The sequence below is a fragment of the Psychroserpens burtonensis DSM 12212 genome (assembly GCF_000425305.1).
In the GTDB taxonomy this organism is placed as follows: Bacteria; Bacteroidota; Bacteroidia; order Flavobacteriales; family Flavobacteriaceae; genus Psychroserpens; species Psychroserpens burtonensis.
Genome location: NZ_AUDE01000013.1, coordinates 70,202 through 94,838, shown reverse-complemented (window position 1 = coordinate 94,838; position 24,637 = coordinate 70,202). Strand labels below are relative to the sequence as shown.

The 24,637-nt window shown below is 34.0% G+C and carries 19 protein-coding genes; 14 read left to right on the top strand and 5 right to left on the bottom strand.

The window, feature by feature from the left end; all coding sequences use genetic code 11:
* The first annotated feature begins 75 nt into the window (after window positions 1–75).
* On the top strand, window positions 76–1,752 hold the full coding sequence (locus H593_RS0106470) for an MFS transporter (RefSeq protein ID WP_028871700.1): 1,677 nt from the start codon (window positions 76–78) through the stop codon (window positions 1,750–1,752).
* Between the two features lie 62 nt (window positions 1,753–1,814).
* Window positions 1,815–2,816, top strand: coding sequence for an isoaspartyl peptidase/L-asparaginase family protein (locus H593_RS0106465; RefSeq protein ID WP_028871699.1), 1,002 nt, complete (start codon window positions 1,815–1,817; stop codon window positions 2,814–2,816).
* On the opposite strand, the gene H593_RS0106460 is transcribed toward H593_RS0106465, so the two are convergent.
* On the bottom strand, window positions 2,813–4,225 hold the full coding sequence (locus H593_RS0106460) for an aldehyde dehydrogenase family protein (RefSeq protein WP_028871698.1): 1,413 nt from the start codon (window positions 4,223–4,225) through the stop codon (window positions 2,813–2,815). The two genes, H593_RS0106465 and H593_RS0106460, sit on opposite strands and share 4 nt — an antisense overlap.
* A 174-nt stretch (window positions 4,226–4,399) precedes the next feature.
* Here H593_RS0106460 and H593_RS0106455 point away from each other — a divergent pair, with 174 nt between their 5' ends.
* Window positions 4,400–4,672: a hypothetical protein gene (locus H593_RS0106455; protein ID WP_028871697.1), complete on the top strand. Its 273-nt coding sequence runs from the start codon at window positions 4,400–4,402 to the stop codon at window positions 4,670–4,672.
* Between the two features lie 78 nt (window positions 4,673–4,750).
* On the opposite strand, the gene cphA is transcribed toward H593_RS0106455, so the two are convergent.
* Window positions 4,751–7,390, bottom strand: a complete 2,640-nt coding sequence (gene cphA / locus H593_RS0106450; RefSeq protein WP_028871696.1) for a cyanophycin synthetase — start codon at window positions 7,388–7,390, stop codon at window positions 4,751–4,753.
* Between the two features lie 106 nt (window positions 7,391–7,496).
* On the opposite strand from cphA, the gene H593_RS0106445 reads away from it, so the two are divergent.
* A complete protein-coding gene (locus H593_RS0106445; protein ID WP_028871695.1) occupies window positions 7,497–8,357 on the top strand; it encodes a cyanophycinase in 861 nt (286 codons plus the stop codon).
* Window positions 8,358–8,958: 601 nt separating this feature from the next.
* Here the strand turns inward: H593_RS0106445 and H593_RS0106440 are convergent.
* Window positions 8,959–9,888, bottom strand: coding sequence for an isoaspartyl peptidase/L-asparaginase family protein (locus H593_RS0106440; RefSeq protein ID WP_028871694.1), 930 nt, complete (start codon window positions 9,886–9,888; stop codon window positions 8,959–8,961).
* A 216-nt stretch (window positions 9,889–10,104) separates the two neighbouring features.
* Here H593_RS0106440 and polA point away from each other — a divergent pair, with 216 nt between their 5' ends.
* The 10 genes from polA (at window position 10,105) to H593_RS0106395 (ending at window position 23,793) form a co-directional block, all read left to right on the top strand.
* Entirely contained in the window at window positions 10,105–12,990 is a 2,886-nt protein-coding gene (polA, locus tag H593_RS0106435) for a DNA polymerase I (RefSeq protein ID WP_028871693.1), read from the top strand.
* Between the two features lie 74 nt (window positions 12,991–13,064).
* Window positions 13,065–13,373, top strand: a complete 309-nt coding sequence (locus H593_RS0106430) for a helix-turn-helix domain-containing protein (RefSeq protein ID WP_028871692.1) — start codon at window positions 13,065–13,067, stop codon at window positions 13,371–13,373.
* Entirely contained in the window at window positions 13,363–14,595 is a 1,233-nt protein-coding gene (dcm, locus tag H593_RS0106425; protein ID WP_028871691.1) for a DNA (cytosine-5-)-methyltransferase, read from the top strand. Before H593_RS0106430 ends, dcm begins: the two co-directional genes overlap by 11 nt.
* A gap of 7 nt (window positions 14,596–14,602) precedes the next feature.
* A complete protein-coding gene (locus H593_RS0106420) occupies window positions 14,603–15,988 on the top strand; it encodes a Sau3AI family type II restriction endonuclease (RefSeq protein WP_028871690.1) in 1,386 nt (461 codons plus the stop codon).
* A gap of 366 nt (window positions 15,989–16,354) precedes the next feature.
* On the top strand, window positions 16,355–18,673 hold the full coding sequence (locus H593_RS19915) for an McrB family protein (protein ID WP_051229639.1): 2,319 nt from the start codon (window positions 16,355–16,357) through the stop codon (window positions 18,671–18,673).
* A 5-nt stretch (window positions 18,674–18,678) separates the two neighbouring features.
* On the top strand, window positions 18,679–21,000 hold the full coding sequence (locus H593_RS0106410) for a DUF2357 domain-containing protein (RefSeq protein WP_028871689.1): 2,322 nt from the start codon (window positions 18,679–18,681) through the stop codon (window positions 20,998–21,000).
* A gap of 18 nt (window positions 21,001–21,018) precedes the next feature.
* Complete coding sequence (locus H593_RS20755; protein ID WP_157588785.1) at window positions 21,019–21,213, top strand: hypothetical protein; 195 nt, start codon at window positions 21,019–21,021, stop codon at window positions 21,211–21,213.
* Between the two features lie 128 nt (window positions 21,214–21,341).
* Window positions 21,342–22,787: an MltF family protein gene (locus H593_RS0106405; RefSeq protein ID WP_028871688.1), complete on the top strand. Its 1,446-nt coding sequence runs from the start codon at window positions 21,342–21,344 to the stop codon at window positions 22,785–22,787.
* Between the two features lie 166 nt (window positions 22,788–22,953).
* On the top strand, window positions 22,954–23,268 hold the full coding sequence (locus H593_RS0106400; protein WP_028871687.1) for a hypothetical protein: 315 nt from the start codon (window positions 22,954–22,956) through the stop codon (window positions 23,266–23,268).
* A gap of 69 nt (window positions 23,269–23,337) precedes the next feature.
* Window positions 23,338–23,793 carry a helix-turn-helix domain-containing protein gene (locus H593_RS0106395; protein WP_028871686.1) on the top strand — a complete coding sequence of 152 codons (456 nt, stop codon included), beginning with the start codon at window positions 23,338–23,340 and terminating at the stop codon, window positions 23,791–23,793.
* A 128-nt stretch (window positions 23,794–23,921) separates the two neighbouring features.
* On the opposite strand, the gene H593_RS0106390 is transcribed toward H593_RS0106395, so the two are convergent.
* On the bottom strand, window positions 23,922–24,209 hold the full coding sequence (locus H593_RS0106390; RefSeq protein WP_028871685.1) for a helix-turn-helix domain-containing protein: 288 nt from the start codon (window positions 24,207–24,209) through the stop codon (window positions 23,922–23,924).
* A complete protein-coding gene (locus H593_RS0106385; protein WP_028871684.1) occupies window positions 24,206–24,547 on the bottom strand; it encodes a type II toxin-antitoxin system RelE/ParE family toxin in 342 nt (113 codons plus the stop codon). The genes H593_RS0106390 and H593_RS0106385 overlap by 4 nt, the downstream gene beginning before the upstream one ends.
* Between the last annotated feature and the right edge of the window lie 90 nt (window positions 24,548–24,637).

Genomic DNA, 24,637 nt, shown 5'->3' with positions numbered 1-24,637 from the left:
GGATTATACTATATTTAGACACTAATACCAAATATCCCTTAGAAGGAACTTAATAATTGGATAACTAACTAACACATGGCAAATCAAAACAACAAATCGGCATTAACAACTTTAGTGACGGTCTTCTTTTTCTGGGGATTTATAGCAGCCTCCAATAGTGTATTTATCCCATTTTGTAAAACCTACTTTGAAATAGATCAATTTCAATCTCAGCTCGTAGAATTTGCATTTTATGGTGCTTATTTTATTGGCGCACTGTCACTTTTTATCATATCAAGTTCTATTAAAAAGGATATAATTAATTCTTGGGGCTACAAAAAAGGTATCATATATGGCTTACTCTTGTCGGCTGTTGGTGCTTTTATAATGTATCCTGCAACAGCTGGAGCAGTACAAGGAGACACTAATGTGTTCTACTTTGTATTAGTCGCCTTATTTATTGTTGGTTTAGGTTTTTCATTACAGCAAACTACAGCAAACCCTTTTGCTATTGCACTTGGTGACCCAGAAACTGGTTCACACCGTTTAAACTTAGCTGGAGGTGTTAATTCTTTAGGAACTACCATTGGACCCATTGTAGTCGCATTAGTCATTTTTGGAACATCTTCTGTTAGTCCGGAGGAATTAGTGAGAATGATTAAAAACAATGAAATCACGCTAAGCACTGTACAATTCTTGTATTTGGGTGTTGGTGTGTTATTTTTATTAGCTGCAGCTTTATTCCATTTCTCTAAAAAATTACCAGCATTAAAATCTGAAACGGTTTTTGAACCCGCTAATAAAGCACGGAATTTATTGATTATTTTAACTGTTGTTATTTTAGGATGCTTTGGTTACATTTTTAGCACCTATTCTGGAGATGCAGTTGCCACCGATAGTCTAGAAAAAACCCGATTAATATTATTGTTTATCGCATTACTTGCAGTAGTATCGACAATAGTTATAGCTAATACTAGTGCGTCTAAAAAAGCAGAAGGTTGGGGAGCCATGAAATATCCACAATTGGTTTTAGGGATGTTGGCTATATTCACCTACGTTGGTGTAGAGGTCACCATAGGGAGTAATTTAGGTGAACTATTAAAGCAAGTTGCAGATAAAGCCGCAAATTTAAATCCGTTGGGATTGCCTGTGCTTAACGATGCCGGAATTGCACCGTTTATCTCCTTATATTGGGGCGGATTGATGATTGGTCGTTGGGTTGGTGCCATTACCGTTTTTAATCCAAGTAAAGGTTTAAAAAAATGGTTACTTATCCTTGTGCCTTATGTTGCTTTTGGAGTTGTTCTATTACTTAATGGCATAGCTGGAAAAACATTTTCTACAAATGAAATATTGTTTTTCGGTATTTGTGTGGCTGTTCAAATTGGCGGTTTCTTTTTAGCTAAGGATAACCCGGTAAAGACATTAAAAATATTTGCTTTCTTAGGTGTTTTAGCTATGTTAGTAGGTCTATTTACAACTGGAAATGTAGCCTTATTTGCCTTCCTATCTGGCGGATTATTCTGCTCTATAATGTGGCCTTGTATTTTCACTTTAAGTATTGCCGGTTTAGGCAAATACACATCTCAAGGGTCAGCATTTTTAGTCATGATGATTCTAGGTGGCGCGATTATTCCGCCATTACAAGGAAAATTGGCAGATGTATTTAGTATTCAATCCTCGTACTGGATGGCAGTTGCTTGTTTTGGGTATTTATTATTTTATGCTTTTAGAACAAAGACTGTTTTAGATAAACAAGGTGTTACGTATTAACACAGACTTCCATTTTTCTGGAGGCAAAAACTAACAGGTATCCACTTTGGTGGACAATACATATGAAAAGAAGACAATTTATTAAAAACGCATCGATTACTAGTGTTGGACTAGCTGTTGGAGGTTCGGTTTTGAGTTGTATGGAAGAGACTTCAGAAAAAACAAAAAAAGAATCTATGATGACTATTGAAAATAAACTACCTATTGCCATTTGCACATGGGCTTTTGCTGGCGCTACTGCTAAATCTGGTGAAGAACTGAATAAAGGAGTTAAAGCACTAGACGCTGCCATTTCAGGAGTAGAAGTTGAAGAGGAAAACTTAAAAAATACGACAGTAGGCAAAGGAGGCGCTCCTGATAGACAAGGAAACGTGACTCTTGATGCTTGCGTTATGGATAGCAATGGAGATTGTGGCTCTGTGTTATGCGTGGAGAATATCACCAATGTTGCTGAACTGGCAAAACGTGTTATGACAGAGACACCTCATGTTATTTTAGCTGCAAAAGGCGCTGAAGAATTTGCATATATACAAGGATTTAAAAAAGAGAATCTTTTAACCGAAGACTCTAAAAAAGCATGGGAAGAATGGTTAAAATCTCCTGAGTACAAACCCTTAATTAATATTGAAAACCACGATACCATTGGCATGCTTTGCATGGACAAAGATGGTGATATTGCTGGTGCTTGCACCACTTCTGGACTCTCGTACAAAATGAAAGGTCGTGTTGGAGATTCTCCAATTATTGGTTCTGGTTTATTTATAGACAATACCGTTGGAGGTGCTGTAGCTACAGGTATGGGTGAAGAAGTTCTAAAAACTGTAGGGAGTTTTCTAATTGTAGAATTAATGCGAAATGGCATGTCTCCTCAGAAAGCCTGTGAAGAGGCTGTGAGTCGTATTACGAGTAAAAACGATCGCTATAAAGATTTTCAAATCGCTTACATAGCCATAAACAAAGCTGGGGAAACTGGATCATATTGTATCCATGAAGGGTTTACATACATGAAGTATCAAAATAAGGTTAATGAAAACATACATTCTGATTATTTTAATAAAGCTTAAAACCACTTCATAGTTACATCTACCAACTTCTGCTTAAAGTCAGTATAAGGAGGTGTTAATAAATCAATAGCTCCAAGAGTATGCTGTTTTAGAACCGAGCGTTGATTGGTAAATTCCAAGAATCCAAAATAGCCGTGAGACTTTCCAATACCGCTATTATTAGAACCTCCAAAAGGTAAGTTATGGTTTTGAAATTGAAGTAGATTATGATTAATACAAGTACCTCCTGCCCTCGTATTATTAATAATGTCATTGATACGTTTTTTGTTTTTACTAAAAATATAAAGCGCCAAAGGTTTTTCTTTTGAGTTGATATACTCTAGCACTTCAGACATAGAGGTGTATGTTTTCACTGGAAGAATTGGTCCAAATATTTCATATTGCATCAGTTCACTGTCTTCGGGAAGATCAAATACTACTGTAGGTTCTATATAATTTTCTTTTTCTTCGGAAGCTCCGCCAATAGCAATGGTTGCGTTTCTAGAGATAGCGTCTTCCAAATACCCTTTTAATCGCTCAAAATGTTTTTGATTCACAATCCTTCCGTAGGAATCTGAATGCGAAGGATTTTCAGTAAAAAAAATTTTAAGGTGCTTTTTAAAGCTTTCAATAAACGCTGATTTTAGCGATTCGTTAATGAATACATAATCTGGAGCAATACATGTTTGTCCTACGTTTAAGAACTTTCCAAAGACAATTTTCTTAACCGCTTTATCAAGATTTGAGGAATCATCGATAATAACTGGAGACTTACCTCCCAATTCTAAGGTTACGGAAGTCAAATGCTCTGACGCTGCCTTCATAACAATCTTGCCAACTTGTGGCGAACCTGTAAAAAATATATGATTAAATGGAAGCTTGAGTAACTCAGTTGATACCTCAACTTCACCTTCTATAAGTGCCACTTCATGTTCTTCAAACAGATCATTAACGATATCGCACATTACTTTAGACGTGTGCGGTGTCATCTCACTAGGTTTCAAAATAACGGTGTTACCTGCTGCAATTGCAGACACTAAAGGACCGAATGTGAGATTGATTGGATAATTCCATGGCGAAATGATCAAACAAACACCTTTAGATTCATTTTTAATCCATGACGTACTTCCCAGCAAAGTTATTGGAGTATCTACTTTTTGTTTACCGAGCCAAGATTTCAAATGTTTACTCACAAACTTAATTTCATCTACCACAGGATAAATCTCAGAAAGATCAACTTCTAATTGTGGTTTTTTAAAGTCTTTAAATAAGGCATCCCGTAAAGCTTGCTGATAAGTATTCTCTAAAGCCGTTTGTAAAGCTTTCAATTTTTTGATGCGTTCCTTATAGGTCGTTCTACCAATGGCTAATTGTTGCGACTTTTGCTTATCAAAAAGTTTTGAATACCTGTTATCTGAATAATCTGTCATTTAATCCTGAACGTTTTTATTGGCCTTCCAGCCATTTTCGTGTATTTCATCGATGCTTTTTACGAACACTTTCATCTCAACTAGTAATCAGCCGTTTTCAACTAATATATTAATCATCTACTGTAAGGTTGTGTTTCTTTGACATGAGTTTAATAGTAAAATTACTCAGCGATTATGAAAAAAGTATTAACAATTTTAGCTTTTACATTATTACCTTTCCTTTCAATAGGACAGGAAGTTAATGAAGATATCAAAAATAACGATACTATAGAAACTGTCATCGAAAAAACATTAGAAACTAACGGGATCAAACAAGAGACGGTTTCTAGTTCTACAATGAAAGCTAAAGTTTTAAAACTAAACAGAAAGAAAAGTTCTGAAATCATTAGTATTAAAGCTTATAGAAAAAGTTTACAAATAAAAGTAAAGACTATTAAACTTTGCTAGTCAAATCATAAAATATAAAAAAAAGCCGAAACAGATGTTTCGGCTTTTTTTTATATCATTATTTAAACATTAACCTCACTAATCAAACGTCAACTCTCCTCTAGCTTCTAATTCTTTAAACTCTTGAACTAATTCTAAAGCATCAGGAATCACATCACTACATAATATTATTAGAGATCCTTTAACTGCATTTTTCACGGCGTAAGTAATTGCTTCTTTCTCAGAAGGAATGATCGTTGTTTTCTTATTTGGATCTTTCTTCTTAATACCATCATTAAGCATATTAATAAGTTGCTCTTCTGTTTTACCTCTTAAACGTTTATCCTGACGAATGATAATCTCATCAAACATCTCAGCAGCAATAGCTCCCATTTCTTTATTATCTTCTTCACGCCTATCACCTATTCCTGCAATAATTCCAACTTTAACTGTCGCTTCTAATTCATCTGTAAATTTTTGAAGTGCTCTCATTCCTGCTGGGTTATGAGCATAGTCTAAAAGAATCGTAAAATCTTTAAACTCAAACATATTTAACCGTCCTGGCGTTTGTGACGCTGAAGGAATAAAAGTTTCTAAAGCCGCTTTCATATCTTCAATACTAATGCCTTGTACGTGTCCAGCAAGGACAGCACCCAATACATTTTGAATCATAAATTTAGCTTTCCCTCCATACGTTAATGGAATGTGTTCTGCTTTCATTACGCGCATTTTCCATTCCCCTCTACAAATAGTAACATATCCATTTTCATAAACTGCGGTAACACCGTTAAGTCTCTGTAATGCCTTTATTCTTGGATTGTTTTCATCCATAGAGAATAAGGCGATATGACAGTCTACGTTGCGTCGCATTTCATAAACCAAATCATCATCTGCATTTAAAATTGCATAACCATCTGGCAAGACCGTTTCTGGTACCACTGCCTTAACTTTAGCGAGCTGTTCTATTGTATGAATTCCTTTTAAACCTAGATGATCTGCTTCTACATTAGTAACGACAGCAACATCACATTTTTTAAATCCTAGTCCAGCACGTAATAATCCACCTCTTGCACATTCTAATACCGCAAAATTCACGGTTGGATCTTTAAGAACAAATTCTGTACTGGCAGGACCTGTACAATCACCTGTCATGAGTAATCTGTTTTGTATGTAAACTCCATCACTAGTCGTGTAACCAACACGATGCCCTTTCATTTTTGCAATATGAGCAATCAATCTAGTTGTTGTTGTTTTCCCGTTAGTACCTGAAATTGCAATAATAGGAATACGTCCTGTTTCTCCTTTTGTTGGAAATAACTTATCAATTACTGGAGCAGCGACATTACGCGGTAATCCGCTTGTTGGTGCTAAGTGCATTCTAAATCCTGGTCCAGCGTTCACTTCAAGAACTGCGCCTCCAGTTTCAGACAATGGTTTGGAAATATCTGTGGTCATAATATCAATGCCGCAAATATCTAAATCGATAATTTTTGAAATACGCTCTGCCATACTCACGTTTGCAGGATGTATAATATCTGTAATATCTGCAGCTGTGCCGCCAGTACTTAAATTGGCTGTATCCTTTAAAATGAGTCTTTCACCTACTGGAATAACGGACTCTAAAGTATAACCAGCATCTTTAATAATGGTTTGAGTTAGTTCATTTGTTGTAATTTTTGTCAACACGTTTTCATGTCCAAAACCACGTCGTGGATCACTATTTACTATCTCTATAAGTTCTTGAACGGTAGATTTTCCGTCACCAATAACATGAGCAGGCGTTCTAACAGCTCCAGCGACTAGCACATTATTGATTACTAATAATCTATAATCTTCTCCAGTGATAAACTTTTCTACGATTATAGAACCACATCGTGAGCTATCTTTAGCATGGTTAAACGCTACTAATGCTTCGTCATAATTTTGGATATCTACAGTAATACCTCTTCCGTGATTTCCATCTACAGGCTTAATAACCAAAGGGTAACCAACATAACTACAGGCTTCTGCAAGACTGCGTTCACGTTTAATAATATCGCCTTTGGGAACTTGAATTTCAGCTTGCTCTAAAAGGTATTTTGTATCTTCTTTATCGCATGCTAGTTCTACACCAATACTACTCGTTTCACTGGTAACAGTGGCTTGAATACGTTTTTGATTAGCGCCATACCCTAATTGACATAAAGAATATTTGTTTAATCTAATCCAAGGAATCCCTCTAGCCTCAGCCTCTTCAACTATTGATCCCGTACTTGGACCTAATCTATCGGCTTCACGCAACTCACGCATTTCTTGAATGTCATCAGTCAAATCATATTTTTCTCCACTTATGAGCGCTTCGCAAATTCTAACTGCTGATTTTGCTGCATAGCGTCCAACACTTTCTTCCATGTAAGAGAAGACCACATTGTAAACGCCTTCTTCTCCATAACCACGTGTTCTCCCAAAACCTGTATCCATTCCAGCCAACGTTTGAGTCTCGAGTGCAATATGTTCTATAACATGTCCCATCCAAGTCCCATCATCGACACGCATAAAAAAACCACCTTCACAACCTTCAGAACAACGGTGAGAAAACATGGTCGGAAACATGGCCTTTAAACGTTCAGAAAAACCCTCGACTTTATTCGTTGGTTTTTCTTCCATATCTTCTAAATCCAAAACCATCACAATAAGTTTATGTCTTCTTATTGACCAATAGTTTGGACCTCTCATGGCATTTATTTCGCGTATTTTCATATGAATATATTTTTCGGTTAGTTAATGAGAAAGATTATAAATATAACATTTTTCAATAGAAAATTTAGTTTATTTTTGCTCAATATCTAAACTACAGAAAGATTTTATGCTGACGAATAAAGGAACACTAATTCCTATTGGTGGAAATGAAGACAAAGGAATAGAAGATAATGAACAATACACTTTAGAGTTTATTGATGACGGTATTTTATTTCATGTTGTAAGAGAAGCTGGAGGAACAGACGCAAACATTGTTGTCATCCCAACAGCGTCAAGTATCCCTGTAGAAGTTGGAGAAAATTATCTAGAAGCATTTTCTACTCTAGGTTGCAAAAATGTTACAGTTTTAGATATTAGAAGCAAAGAGGACTCTGAAAAGCAAGCCTCTATAAATTTAATAAAAGCGGCTAATTGCATTATGTTTTCTGGTGGAGACCAATCTAAAATTACTAACAAGATTGGTGGAACAGAAATTCACGAGATTATAAAGCACCGTTATAAAAATGAAAAAGGCTTTGTTGTTGCTGGTACAAGTGCTGGTGCAATGATGATGTCTCAAGAAATGATTGCTGGTGGGAGTGCTACAGAAGCCTTTATTAAAGGCGCAGTAACCATGTATAAAGGTCTCGGTTTAGTTCCAGGATTAATTATCGATACGCACTTTATTAAACGTGGTCGTTTTGGTAGAATTTCTGAGGCTGTTGCTCAATTTCCAGAATTGATTGGTATTGGATTAGCTGAAGATACGGGTATGATTATTAAAAATAATAAGTGTCGTGTTATTGGCTCGGGTATGGTTATTATTTTTGATGGCAGACGCCTAAGACACAATAACCACAAAATTCTAGAAGAAGGCACACCAATGTCTTTAACTGGTATGCGCACTCATATTTTATCTAATGGCGACCGTTTTCATATTGATAAGAAAAAGGTAAAGGTATTACCTATAGAAGCGCCTTTTATTTAGAAAATTCCTATAAAAAATAGGGCTTGGGAGTGGCTTCATTTTATTTTTTTTTGGGCGTTACCTAAAAAGGTCGCGCTGTCCACTATATCTTTTTTGAAAATAAAAAAGTATGTCGTTTCCATCCCTAACGCACAGCATGATCATTTTTTAAAAATTTGTTATGTCGCCAGTCACAACTGACGAATACTATGCTTGAGAATTCAGAGAAATTTTTAAGTATTGGACGCTTTATATGGAGAATGAAGCAATTTATTCTTTTCTTCAGAAATGCTTTATAGCGCACTGTTATATTTAAAAACCCTCCTATTCAGCGTCGCTGAATTGTCCTCCCTTCACTTCCAAGGGAGGAGCCAAATGTTGCTTTTAATACTTATAATGTCTGTTTTTTTTTGAATTTTATTGCCCTCAACAGCTACTATTAGAAATACTTAGAAGGCTTTTCTTTACCAACTTAGGCTAATGTTCAAAACCTCGATATCTATGCGTTAAGAACATGAAGACCATATATTTGTATATAGTTTTTGCCTTTTTATTTTTTAAAAAAATAATGGACAGCTTGACAAAAGCATACTTTCTGGCATGACTTGGTAACGTCTAAAAACTATTTATAAATAGAAATTTCTGCGTCCCCCTGTGATGACTTACTTGCACGATACATTCCTTCCGTATTAAAAGGCATGGCAATATTCCCCTTAGCATCTACAGCGATCAAACCACCATCACCACCAATTTCTAGAATACGTTTATGAATGACTTCTTCGGAAGCCTCTTTTACGCTCATGTTTTTGTGTTCCATCAAACAAGCCACATCATAAGCGACAACACCACGAATAAAAAACTCACCACTTCCTGTACAGGAAATAGCACAGGTTTTATTATTGGCATAATTTCCTGCACCAATCATCGGAGAATCACCAACACGTCCCCATTTTTTATTGGTCATACCACCAGTAGAGGTGGCTGCTGCAATATTTCCGTTTTGGTCACAAGCTACTGCGCCAACCGTCCCAAATTTAGAATCTTTCTTTGTGGCGTGATCTAATTGAAAACTATCGGTATCCTTAATGTCTACCCATTGTTGGTGACGCAATTCATCATAAAAATAACTAGCATCTTCGAGTTTATACTCCAATTCTTTAGCAAATTGCATTGCACCTTCTCCTGCGAGAAACACGTGCTCACTTTTTTCCATAATAGCTTTTGCAAGACTAACCGGGTTTTTAATCCCTGTGATCAAACTCACACCACCAGCATTTAACGTTTTCCCGTCCATGATGCTGGCATCCATTTCATGAGATCCTGTCGCCGTAAATACAGCGCCTTTTCCTGCATTAAATAACGGAGAATCTTCTAAGACCTGAACCGCTTTTTCAACAGCATCAACCGCTGTCCCTCCATTTTCAAGGAGTGCGTAACCTTGATCTAAAGCGTTTTTTAAATGGGCTCGATATGTGGCTTCTAATTCTGAAGTCATCATCCCTTTTACCAGTGTTCCTGCGCCTCCATGTATGGCTATTGAAAATGTATTCATTGCTATTTTTTTTACTTCGGAAAATTACAAATTGTAGATTAATTTGTTCTATATAAACGCATAAGTTTTCGTAATTTGCATGCTGTTCATTGTAGTAAATCATAAACAGTGTTATACTCACATTTTGAGCATAGTCGAGACGTTTCAAATATCAAGAGACCATGTATTTCGACTGCGCTCCAGGTGACATACCGCTTCACATTTTAAACCTTTCAAATGTCAGATCAAAAACGCCTTTTTCTCGTTGATGCTTACGCTTTAATTTTCCGTGGGTATTACGCTTTTATAAAAAACCCAAGAATCAACTCTAAAGGCGAAGACACCTCAGCAATAATGGGTTTTATGAACTCTTTATTAGATGTCATCAAACGCGAGCGACCAGATCACTTGGCCGTGTGTTTTGACAAAGGTGGTAGCGCAGACAGAGTAGAACTATATACAGAGTACAAAGCCAATCGTGATGCTACTCCAGACGGCATTAAAACCGCAATCCCATACATCTATGAGATTTTAAAAGCCATGCACATTCCAATTATGGTTAAAGAAGGCTATGAAGCCGATGATGTTATTGGAACCTTAGCCAAAAAAGCCGAAAAAGAAGGCTATAAAACCTTTATGGTCACACCAGATAAGGATTTTGCGCAGCTCGTATCTGAAAACATATTCATGTACAGACCTATGTTTGGAGGTGGTTATGAAACATGGGGAATTCCAGAAGTACAAAAGAAATTTGAAATTACAGATCCCTTGCAAGTCATTGACTTTTTAGGCATGATGGGAGATGCCAGTGATAATATTCCTGGATTACCAGGTGTTGGAGAAAAAACCGCTAAGAAGTTTCTAGCAACTTACGGGTCTATGGAAAATCTATTAGCCAATACTCATGAGCTTAAAGGGAAAATGAAAGAGAAGATTGAAGCCAATGGAGCATTGGGTTTACTCTCAAAGAAACTAGCCACCATTATGCTGGATGTTCCAGTGGACTTTGATGCCAAAGATTTTGAAATGTCTCAACCCGATATTCCTAAGGTCACAGAAATCTTCCAAGGCCTAGAGTTTAGGCGATTAACAGATAATTTCTTAAAAACATTTGCTTCTGTAAACGAAGCGACCGACCAAAGCAAGGCACCTTCCAATTCAACCTCGACTTCAAATTCAGATGCCACTTCAAGTTCAAATTCAGTTTCAACGTCGTCTTCATCTTCAAGCGCTGGTGAAGGCCAATTCTCTCTATTTGGTGGTTCACCATCAGAAAGTACCAAAACTGAAACAACATCAGAATTTGAGCGCAACACCATAGACAACACATCCCACTTTTACCAAAGTATCGCTCCAGGAATGGCAACGACATTATTCGTAAAAAATCTTCTAAATCAAACCTCCGTCTGTTTTGATACAGAAACCACGGGCTTAAATCCGTTGATCGCAAAGCTCGTCGGCATCGCATTTTCATGGGACGCCGGAAAAGGGTTTTATATCCCATTTCCGGAGGACAAAGAAGACGCACAACACCTCATCGAACTACTAAGACCGTTTTTTGAAAACGAAGCCATTGAAAAAATTGGTCAAAATTTAAAATACGACATTAAAGTCCTCGCAAAATATAATGTGGAGGTTAAAGGCAAACTCTTTGATACCATGTTGGCGCACTACCTCATCAATCCAGATATGCGTCACAATATGGATATTTTGGCAGAAACCTATCTCAATTACACACCAGTGTCTATCACAGAGTTGATTGGTAAAAAAGGCAAGAATCAATTGTCAATGCGTGATGTTCCCTTAGAGAAACAAACCGAATATGCTGTTGAAGATGCCGATATCACCTTACAACTAAAAGAACATTTCGAAAAAGAATTAGGAGATGCCAACACGCAAAAATTATTCACCGATATAGAAGTGCCTTTGCTACGTGTGTTAGCAGCCATGGAATTGGAAGGGATTAATCTAGACACCAGCTTTTTAAACTCCTTATCAGAGCAATTAAATAGCGATATCGACACCCTAGAAAAAGCTATTTACGAGGCTGCAGGAGAAGAATTTAATATCGCCTCGCCAAAACAATTAGGAATCATTTTATTTGAAAAACTAAACTTGGTTGACAAGCCTAAAAAAACAAAAACCGGACAGTATAAAACAGGCGAGGATATTTTATCATACTTAGCCAAAGATCATAAGATTATAAAACAGGTTTTAGACTATAGAGGTCTCGCAAAACTAAAAAGCACCTATGTGGATGCGCTACCCTTACAAGTAGAACCGTCAACCAATCGTGTGCACACCGATTATATGCAAACCGTTGCAGCTACAGGACGTTTGAGTTCTAATAATCCTAATTTACAGAACATTCCAATTCGTACAGAACGTGGTCGTCAAGTGCGTAAAGCCTTCGTGCCAAGGGATGAGAATTACACCCTACTTGCAGCAGATTATTCGCAAATAGAACTGCGTATCATCGCCGCTTTGAGTAACGAGGAAACCATGATTGAAGCCTTTAAAAATGGAGAAGACATTCATGCCTCAACCGCTTCAAAAGTGTTTGGTGTTCCAATTGCTGAAGTGACAAGAGAGCAACGTAGCAATGCGAAAACTGTTAATTTTGGGATCATCTATGGCGTCTCTGCTTTTGGTCTGAGCAACCAAACCGATTTATCGCGTGGTGAAGCCAAAGAGTTGATTGACACCTATTATGAGACCTATCCAAAGCTTAAAAAATACATGAGCGCACAAGTTGATTTTGCGCGCGATCATGGTTATGTAAAAACCGTTTTAGATAGACGTCGTTATCTCAAAGATATTAATAGTGCCAACGCTATTGTGCGTGGCGCTGCAGAGCGTAATGCTGTGAATGCGCCCATTCAAGGGAGTGCAGCAGATATTATTAAAATTGCCATGATTAATATTCATCATAAATTATCCCTCGGAAATTTTAAAACCAAGATGCTCTTGCAAGTTCATGATGAATTGGTCTTTGATGTCTATAAACCAGAACTCGAAGCTATGAAAACCATGATTAAAACCGAAATGGAAGGCGCTTTTAAAATGGAGGTGCCTTTAGATGTTGAAATGGATATTGGTGATAATTGGTTGGAAGCGCATTAAATTGTAGAAAAAAATTGTCAATCAAATAAATATAATTATATTTGGACAAATATTGTCTAAAACTTATTTGTCCAATGAAAACATTAGGAGATACTCTTAAAGAAGCTCGGGATGGAATTAATTTAATTCTAAGGAAGGTGTCAGCAGAAGTTGATATTGATCAATCTCTCATAAGTAAGTTTGAAAAAAACGAAAGAAAACCCACAAAAGAGCAATTAATAAGACTCGCTGATTTTTATAATCTTTCTCATAAAGACTTAATAATAAGTTGGTATTCAGAAAAAATTGCAGAAGATTTGAAATACTCCGAATCGACATCAGAAATATTAAAAGTGGCAGAAGAAAAAATTAATTACTATAAAACTCATAACAATGGTAAATAAGAAAATAAAAGTAGCAGAACTATTTGCTGGAGTTGGTGGATTTCGTCTTGGTTTAGAAAAAAACGAATATGAAATTGTATGGAGTAATCAATGGGAACCTTCAACAAAACTGCAACATGCATCTAAGGTATATGAAGCAAATTTTGGAAAAGAGAATCATTCAAACGAAGATATTAATGAAGTTGTAACTAGAGATGTCGAAGAAATTCCTGATCACGATTTACTTGTTGGCGGATTCCCTTGCCAAGATTATTCTGTTGCAACCACTTTACACAATTCAAAAGGATTAAAAGGAAAAAAAGGAGTGCTTTGGTGGTCAATTCATAGCATTTTAGAAAATAAAAAGAAGAAACCAAAATATTTGTTTTTAGAAAATGTAGATCGACTTTTGAAATCTCCTGCTAAACAAAGAGGACGTGATTTTGCTGTAATGTTACAAAGTTTAAACGATTTAGGTTACGCAGTAGAATGGAGAGTAATTAATGCTGCTGAATATGGAATGCCGCAAAGAAGACGTAGGGTTTTCTTTATTGGTTATCATAAGTCAACAGATGCATATAAAAGACTACAAAAAGCTAATAAAATAGATTGGCTAACAGAAGAGGGAACAATAGCAAAAGCTTTCCCTGTAGCAAAGACAATCTCTTTAAAAGAAATTGAGTTAAAAGGTGACTTAGTTGAAATAACTAATGATTTTAATAAAGACGGAAAATTATCACCTTTTTTAAACACAGGAATGCTAATTAAAGGCAAAGTTTATACTACTAAAACTTTACCAAACTATGATGGACCAAAAACTGTACTTGGTAATGTCTTACAAAACGGGGAAGTTACACCTGAATTTTTTATTGATAAAAATGATATGCCTAAATGGGAATATTTAAAAGGAGCTAAAAAAGAGAAGAGAACAACAAAAGAAGGTTTTGAATACAACTATAGTGAAGGCGGAATGATTTATCCTGATGCGTTAGATAATGCATCAAGAACAATAATAACAGGTGAAGGCGGGAAATCTGCTTCAAGATTTAAACACGTGATTGTTTCAGATAGAGGTTTAAGAAGGCTGACACCAATCGAATTAGAAAGACTAAATATGTTTCCCGATAATCATACTAAACTTGATGGTATTACTGATACAAAACGAGCTTTTTTTATGGGAAATGCTTTGGTTGTTGGTGTCATTGAGAAAATTGGTGAAGAGCTCTATAATCAGATAAACTAAATATAAAATGTTTGATATCAACTCGGCTGATTCGATTATTGATTTTGCAAAACAATTAAAAGACCAAAGCCTAAGAAAAGCTTGTGGAATTGAAATTGAAAAACATGGTTATAAAGGAAAGGGTAATTTTGGACAAATATTAGAAAAATATTACTTCGGCTATGAACCAAATTCAGATTCAGAACCTGATTTTCTAGAAGCAGGATTAGAATTAAAATCTAGTCCACTAAAAACTTTAAAAAACGGAGAATTTCGTTCCAAAGAAAGACTTGTTTTAAATATCATAAATTATTTAGAAGTTCATAAAGAGGATTTTGAAAACAGTTCATTTTGGAAAAAAAATGCTCACTTACTTTTAGTATTTTACTTACATGAAAAAGAAACTGATTTACTAGATTACATTATTAAATTAGTTGATGGTTGGAAGTATCCCAAAGAAGATTTGGAAATCATAAAACGTGATTGGGAATTTATCAATCAAAAAATTAAAGAAGGAAAAGCTCATGAGCTTTCAGAAGGCGACACCTTCTATCTTGGTGCATGCACAAAAGGGTCAACAGCTTTAAAGTCATTTCGCAATCAACCATTTAATAAGGAACAAGCAAAACAAAGAGCATATTCTTTAAAGGGTGGCTATGTGAATCATATTATCGCAAATATCGCTCGAGAAGAAACAGCCACTTATGGTAAAATAATTACACATCCTGAAGTTTTAGATAAAGCTCTAACTATTGAAGAATTTGTTGTTACAAAGTTTCAATCATTTTATAATAAGTCTGCAAATCAAATTGAACAAGAGTTAGGTTTAGATTTGAACCAAAAAGCAAAAAGTTATTTCGCCAATCTAACCAATTCAATATTAGGTTTAAAACTAGATCAAAAAATAGAAGAGTTTGAAAAAGCTGATATTCAAGTGAAAACAATACGTTTAAAAGAGAATAATCTTCCAAAAGAAGACATTTCGTTTCCTACATTTGAATATCAAGAATTGATTGATACAAATTGGGAGGATTCAGATTTTAAAAATATTTTAGAAAGCAAATTCTTTTTTGTGTTTTATCAATTCATAGGTGAAAGACTATTTTTAAGAAAAGTTAAGTTTTGGAATATGTCACAAAAAGATATTCTTGAAGCTAAGGATGTTTGGGATAAAATGGTTAAAACTGTTGAGGCTGGGGAAATCGTAAAAGAAGTTACACATAAAGGCATAAGAAAGACTTTTTTTCCAAAGAAATCAGAAAATAGAATAAGTCATGTTAGACCTCATGCTCAAAATACAGATGACACTTATCAATTACCTGTTATCGACAAACTTACTGGAGGAATACACTACACTAAACATAGTTTTTGGCTAAATGCTAGCTACGTAAGAGATGAAATATATCTAAAATAAATCAACGTTAAAAAACAAACCCAGTCATCATTCTAAAATCTACGTTATGTCCGAACCGCAAGGGGCAGTTTTTCGAATTATTTTAGAATATACTTCATCCTTTTGTTTTATTGCTAGAATAAAACTGCTATTTAAAGACCAACCCTATAATTGCGCATGAATTGCTACAAACTGTTGCGCTGGTTATTAAAGGAATGACCACATTATTTAGTTTTTTTCTTATAATTATAATTACTTCTTAGCCTTTAACTTGTCAGAAAAAAACGATAACTTCGTTTAACAATCGATAAAGTTCGCTTGTACTGAACTTGTTACAGTACTGAAATGGAACGTTATCTTTGTTTAGGACCAATAAGGAAAAACTGAATGAATATAAAAGATTACGTAAAAAAATATAATATTCCATTTGAAAAACTGAAGTCTGATTTTAAATCAGATTTCAATTCTTTATTTGAATATGAAAAAGAGTGGTTGGGCCATCTAGAAGATAAACTTCACCTTTTAAAGAATGAAAAACATGAAACTGCAATAAAAGACGTAATCAAAAAATTAAAGAATGACGTAAGCTTTAATGAAACTGACACAAGTAACTTGTCAACTTTTGTAAGTAAAATTAATACTATAGTTAGAATTGCTAACAGAATAAACAACTATAAGGAAGGAACATCATTAAATAATAACGAAACCCTGAGTCTCTATCACTTTTTCAATGCAGTTCGAACTTCTAATAATCTTAAAGAGATTAACTATAATCTTAATGACAACTTAAACAACTTTCTCCCTCATATCTACTCAGTTATTAAACATTGCCAAAGACCGGATAAATTTCCAATTTATTATAAATACTGGAAAAACATCATGCGAGAAGTTCTTTCAAAAAATGACGAATATGATTCTATGTGTTTATTTTATAGAACATTTTCATCAACTAACCGTCACCTAAATTTTGGCACATATCTTGGCGTAATTGGAATTCAAATAGCAAAGAACATTAAAAATATTGGCACACCATTAACTAAAGATTCAAGAGATTACAAATACTTAATAAAGGATGTAATTAATATTAAACAATACAAATCAATATTAGATGAAAATCTGGGAATAGCTATAGAAAATAATATGGACAACTATAAAATTGTAAATGAATTCATATCTAAATTAAAGGCTAGTAAAATAAAGGCTGCAAATTCAATTAAATCGTTGATTACTAGCGATGATTTCGAAAACAACCTTAAAATCATTGATCGAATATTCTTTAATAGTAAATTACAAGAAATTGACTCTAATAATTATGTTAATACCATTTCCTTTATAATGAGTATTCATAAAATTAAATCGGGAGAATATAATGATTTTAATATATGGAGCGCCTCTAAAACACATTTAAACAAAACGAACAAGAACTTAATTGAGCGTCATGACGAATTAAATGAAATTGTAGGATTCCCTGACAATGGCAATGGCCTTTATAAATCATTCTTAGGCGATAAAAATTTGCTCGCTTTTATCAAAGATAAATTTAAGGCTAAATCTGATACAATTGAAAATAGTAAACCAAAAACTACTCAATTAGAACTCTCTGAAAAATTTCAGAAAGTATGTAAAGCTTCTGGTCTAAGATACACTCCTGAACTCATCACAAGATACATTTCATCCTTAGCTACAAAACCATTTGTATTATTAAGTGGTTTATCTGGTTCTGGTAAAACCAAATTAGCAGAAGCTTTTGCAAAATGGATATGCAAAAGTGAAGAGCAATATGCTTTAATTCCTGTTGGTGCAGATTGGACCAATAGAGAACCACTTTTAGGATATCCAAATGCACTAAAAGACAGTGAATATGTAAAACCAGATAATGATGCTTTAGATTTATTATTGAGAGCTAAAGATGATGAAACAAGACCTTATTTTTTAATTTTAGACGAAATGAACTTAAGTCATGTAGAACGCTATTTTGCAGACTTCTTAAGTACTATGGAATCTGATAATGTAATTCCATTACATAAAATTAAAAATGAAGTAAACAAAGTACCTCCAATATTAAAATTACCAAAAAACTTATTTATTGTAGGAACTGTAAATATCGATGAGACTACTTATATGTTTAGTCCAAAAGTATTAGATAGAGCCAACACAATAGAGTTTAGAGTAAAAGAAGATGAAATTAAAGATTTCTTAGAAAAACCAAACGCTATTGACTTAAATAAGTTAGAAAGTGCAGGAGCTTCCATGGCTACAAATTTTGTTACTATTGCAACCAAAAAAGAAGATTATCAGTTATCAGTAGACCAACAAGAAGAAGTTCATAAGTTTTTTAAAGAGCTTCAAAAATCTGGAGCTGAGTTTGGTTATAGGACTGCTTTCGAAATTTCTAAACTAATATTTAAGTTAAAAGAGTTCGGTCTAGATAATAATGATGTTAAAACAGACATTGCTATTATGCAAAAGATGCTGCCTAAACTTCATGGTTCTAGAACAAAACTTGCACGTACCCTAAAACCCTTAGCAAAACTTTGTTTGGATACTGTAGATGATGATACTTTTGACGACGATTACTTTAATAATTTCGAGAAAATAGACTTTGAAAATGATAACAATATTAAATACAAAATATCATTCGAAAAAATAATGCGCATGTATAAAAATGCTGTAGAAAATGGATTTGCTAGTTATGCTGAAGCTTAAAATAAATGGCAGAAGTAAAACACATATCTATCCCTTTAAAGCATATTTCTAAAGATTTAGAATTAAAAATATTTCCTGAAGGTTATAGTAGAATTTTTAAAATTGAAGAAACAGAAGCTAATGAATTTGGCGAAGTTTCTTTTCAAATTTTAGAAAGTCAGAGTTATGAGTATGCTTTTAACAAAAAAGGATATCGTTTAAGTTGCGACAATAAAAGTATTGTTAAGCAATCTAATAGAGAAAAATATACAGGAAGAATAAACCCGAGTTACTTCGTTGGCACTTTAAAATTAAATCTTACACACAAAAAAAAGACTTTAAGTAGAGAACACACCTATTTAGAAGTATTAGCGACTAAATTTAATTCGAACGATTTAGACAAAAGCTATAGAGAAAATTACAGGTTTATGCTCGAAAGCATAACGGAAAAATGTACGGAATTACTACTACAGGTAAACTCACCAATTCAACAACACTTTGAAACTGATTTTAATAAAGAACGTGAAAGTTTATACCAACAATTTAGTTTTATAAATGCTATAATTGGAAGTCAGGATTTTGAAGAGGCAATTCAAAAAATAATAAGCAGTCCTAAAACTGATTGGGCAGATAATGAAGAGTTAGCAGATATAAGAAGTGTAAAAAAATTCACTAGAAGTAGTATTAAACAATTAGTTAACAGAGGAAATAGAATACCTGTACCTGATACTCATCCTTTATATAAAAATCCACTTAAAAATATTCCTTCTCATATTATCAATAATAAAAAGATTGAAATTATTGATAATGCAGAAAACCGATTTATAAAACATGCGCTACAAAAGTATCTTCATTTTAGCGAAAACTGTTTAAATAGATTTGAAAATGGAACAAGAGCACACAAAGAAGCAAAGCATTTATCTAATACGTTAGAACAACAACTAAACAATTCCTTTTTTAAACAAATTTCAAGACCAACAAGTTTAAATTTCAATAGTCCTGTGCTTCAAAGGAAAAGTGGTTATAGAGAGTTATTAAAATCTTGGTTGAAATTTGATTTAGCAGCAAAGTTAACTTGGACAGGTGGAGATGATGTCTATGATGCAGGAAAAAGAGACATTTCTAAACTTTATGAATATTGGTTGTTTTTTATGCTATACGACTTGTTTAAAACCAAGTTTAATCTAAGCGATATTGAACACGATGGAGAACCATACAAGAGCTTAATAGCAAAAAGTGATAACGGATTGAATTTTATAATAAAATCTGGAACTCATACAGCATTAAGTGGAGTAAGTGAATTTGAAAACAGGAAATTGAACGTTAAGTTTTCTTACAACCAAACATTTTCAGGAAACAAAAAGCATATTACAAAAGTGCAAGGTAGTTACACAAAAACTATGTATCCTGATTATACATTATCCTTTTGGCCAGAAGAAATTACTGAGGATATTGCGGAAGCTGAAGAGTTAATAGTTCATATTCATTTTGATGCCAAATACAAAGTAAATTATTCAGGTAAAAAAGATTATTCAAGAAAACAAGAGGAAGAATCTGAAAGAAAAGGTAATTATAAAAATGTAGATTTATTTAAAATGCATGCTTATAAAGATGCTATAAGAAGAACAGGTGGAGCTTACATCCTTTATCCTGGCAATAATAAAGGAGATATGAAACGTGGATTTCATGAAATAATACCAGGTTTAGGAGCATTTGCCTTGAGGCCTAGTTTAAATAATAATGGAACAGCAGAGCTAAGCGATTTTATAGATAAAATAATTAGCCATCTATTGAATAGAACATCTCAAAGAGAAAACATAGCTTCAAAAACTTACGGCATCACAAAAGACGGAAAATCGAAACCTTTAAATAAGCCAATTCCTGAATATGTCAATGGAAAAAAGCTGATTCCCGATGAAACCTATGTCTTGGTTGGTTATTGTAAATCTGAAAGTCATTTGAAATGGATTAATGACAAATCTCTTTATAATTTTAGAATGGATAGTAATAGGGGATCTTTAAAATTAAATATGGAAACTTTCAATGCAACATATTTATTACTTCATATGGAAGGAGACACCTCTTCTTCAAAGCTTTATATAATTAAAAAGTCTGAATACAGAGTTACAAACAAAGCAACTTTAGAGCGATTAAATTACCCAAACCCTAGACAAAAAAGCTACTTAGTTGTTAGTGTAGAAAAATGTTTTGATAAAGAATTTCAAAATATCTCCTGGGATTTTAAAGACTTAAAACAATACAAATCAGGAAGAGCTTCTGCCATACCTTTTACTACTAGCTTACCTGAGTTAATAGAAGTGAAAACAAATTTGATTACAGAAGACTAAAAATTACAATTCTGGTAAATGCTAAACACCATCACATCTTGGTTCAAATTCGAAATCGTAGCCTTAAAAAAACGCAAAGGTTACGACAACGTCAACTATCTATTAACAACAAAGACCGACAGCTACATCTTTAAAACCTATTTATTTCCCGAAGCTTACACTTCCATAGAGCTGTTTAAAAGTGTTCACATGAAAGGGTTTTATAAACGATAATGTTCGCCCTACCCTTTTCCTGCCAAGACACCACAAACAGAGTACTTTAGGTGTCTTTTAAGTAATAACACAAAAAAATACTGGGTTACTTTTAGTGTCTTTTCAGAAGTTTAAAGCTAACTTACTACATGCTATTAAAGAACTCCTCTATCAACATACAGTACTTCGTTTTATTTTTATTCATTTTTATTTCCAGTTGTGAGCCCTCTAAAGAGCAGACCACAACTAGCGAAAAACCTACATTACACCGTGATTTAGAGGCCATTAAAAAGGATGGCAAACTCACAGCACTTACCGTTTACAGTGGTACAAGTTATTTTCTATACAAAGGACAACCTATGGGTTATGAGTTTGAATTGCTCAAACGGTTTGCCAAACATTTAGAGCTTGAACTTGAAATTGTAGTCGTTAATAATTTAGATGAACTCATCACAAAATTAAATAATGGTGAAGGCGATATTTTAGCTCATGGACTCGCCATCACAAAAAACCGTCAAGCCTCCGTAACCTTTACCAACTATTTATACCTCACCAAACAAGTACTCGTTCAAAAAAAACCTGATAATTGGCGTTCTATGCATTGGCATACATTAGAGAATTCTCTAATCCAAGATGCTATAGAATTATTAGAAGACACGGTCTCTATTCGCAAAGGATCCTCTTACAGCGAGCGCATTACAAATTTGAGTGAAGAACTGGGTGGTACAATTACGATCAGTCCACTATCAGGACAAATGGCCACCGATGAAATTATAAAACAAGTGGCGAAAGGGAATATAAAATATACCATTGCAGATAATAACATCGCAAAAATCATGGCCTCCTATTATCCTATTTTAGATATTGAAGTACCTGTTAGTTTTTCGCAACGCATTGGATGGGCAACACGTAAAAATTCACCCGACTTATTAAAAGCGACCAACCTATGGTTAGAGGATATAAAGACAGAAGTTGATTATAATGTCATTTACAACAAATATTTCAAGAATAAAAAGGACTTTAGACGACGCGTTAAAAGTGACTTCTATAGTTTGAATAAAGAGGAAATTAGCCCTTACGATGACTTAATCCAAACGCATTCTGAAAACATAGATTGGGATTGGCGTCTTGTAGCGTCTCTCATTTATCAAGAATCTCGGTTTAATCCCAACAACAGTTCTTGGGCAAATGCTAAAGGCTTAATGCAACTGATGCCAAAAACTGCTGAAGAATTAGGCGTTGTAGATCGCAGTGACCCCACACAAAGTATAAAAGGTGGCACCAAATACCTCAACCAAATTTGGAAGCGTTTTGAGAATATCACAGACTCCATTCAGCGCACTAAATTTACGATGGCATCTTATAATTGCGGACTTTACCATGTTAAAGATGCTCAAAAATTAGCTACAGATAGAGGTCTAGACGCTTTGGTTTGGGATGATAATGTGGAAGATATGATTCTAGCCTTAAGCCATCCTAAAAACTACAATGACCCCATTATAAAATATGGCTATGTTAGAGGTGTAGAACCTTATAACTACGTCAATCAAATTTTTGAGCGGTATGCGCATTATACACAGTTTATTTCGGAGTAAGCTTCTGTAATATCGTTTAAATTTTGTTTTATTAATCTCATTTATTACATCGCAGCATTTACGCTGACGACCAAAAGGAACAACACTATCAGAAGCAACCTTAGGCTTTCGTTTCAACACAATTCTTAATTTAATAATCTAATTTAGCATCCGCAAAATCTAGAACATGCTAAACACCATCAAACCTTGGTTCAATTTCGAAATCATAGAACTTAAAAAACTCAACGGTTACGACAAAGTCAACTATCTCTTAAAAACGGAGACCGACAACTACATCTTTAAAACCTATGTGTTTTCTCAAGATATGTTGGCTTTAATTGCAGCAGAAAACAGCGTATTACAAACGCTAAAAAAAGACCAATCAAGCCATCAACTGCTTCAAAACCTAATTAAGGCTCATTTTTCATCAATTTGTAGCTCATTTTACAATTATTTGAGCTCTATTTTCAACAATTTTGAGCTACAAATCAAAACCATATAAAAACTAAAAACACAATATCGTTTCGTTTATTTCGTTTATATTTGTACAACTGACATGAAACCAATACAAATGGAACTTTACAAAGACATAAAAAAACCCACCAAAAAAGAACAAATCGCAGCTATGGCATCATACAATGCACTTGCAGCTACTTTGGAGGGGTTGCATTCTGAAAATCCAGAAATAGAGATTGAAGAAACATCTGAAAAAATAAAAATACCTTTAAAAGCACTTAAATTATTAGCACAAATCTTGAAAGCAACTAGTCAAGGTAAGCCTATTTCTGTAGTGCCTATCGCAACAGAAATGACAACGCAAGCTGCAGCAGAGTTACTTGGTTGCTCAAGACCTCATTTCGTAAAATTATTAGAACAAGGCGACATTCCTTTTACCAAGGTTGGAAAACATAGACGTGTTAAATTTGAAGATGTTATAAATTATAAGAAAGCTATGAAACTAAAACAAGAGCAGTTGCTTAAAGATATGATGAAGTCTGATGAAGAACTTGGATTATACAATACTTAATTTAAGCTTCAGTTAAGTTTTTAAGCCTAATGTGATTTGGTTTCAATGCATTGCTTTTTCACTCCAAAATAAAACGAACTTATTTATATAGTTTTGGATAATGACAGAATAAAAAAGTTAACCAAAACTCACATTTGAAGTTTTAAATTCAATTTCGCTCCTAGAGCATTAAAAATGCGCATTACCGTTTCGAAAGTAACGTTTCCAGTACTATTTTCTAATCTTGATATTTGAGATTTTTTAACACCAACTAATGCTCCTAATTCTTCTTGAGTTAGGTTTCTTTTTTTTCGAGCATTTTTAATCATATCTCCAATTAATTCAAGTTTTAACTCAAATTCATACTCATCTCTCTCTTTAGTTCCCTTCTCTCCAATTAAAAGGTCTTCTGCTTGGTTTAAATTATAACTTTTCATGTCTCTTTATTCTTAAAATACTTTTTTCTAATCTTATCTGCCTTATCGATTTCTTTTTTATCGACTTTACTGGTTTTCTTTACTATTCCGTGAGTTGCAAATACTAATGTTTTCGCTTTATTTTCTTTATCCCAAAAAGCTAAAAGTCTGTATTGAATTCCTGAATATAAAGTTCTAAACTCCCAGATGTCGTCATTTAATTTCTTGAAAAATTTTGGATCAGACTGTTGTTCGGCTCTCCTTATATTTTGTAATAATTTCTTTCTAGTTTTTAGGTTTTGTTTCTCAATAAATTCAAAAGCTTCTTCTAGTAATTTCGTTTCAAATCGTTTTATCATCGTTCCGGCCAAAATCAAATATATAAAAAGTTTCGTTAAATGTAAACTTTTGAGCTTAATTATTTTTCATACATCTTCATTTATTTCCCT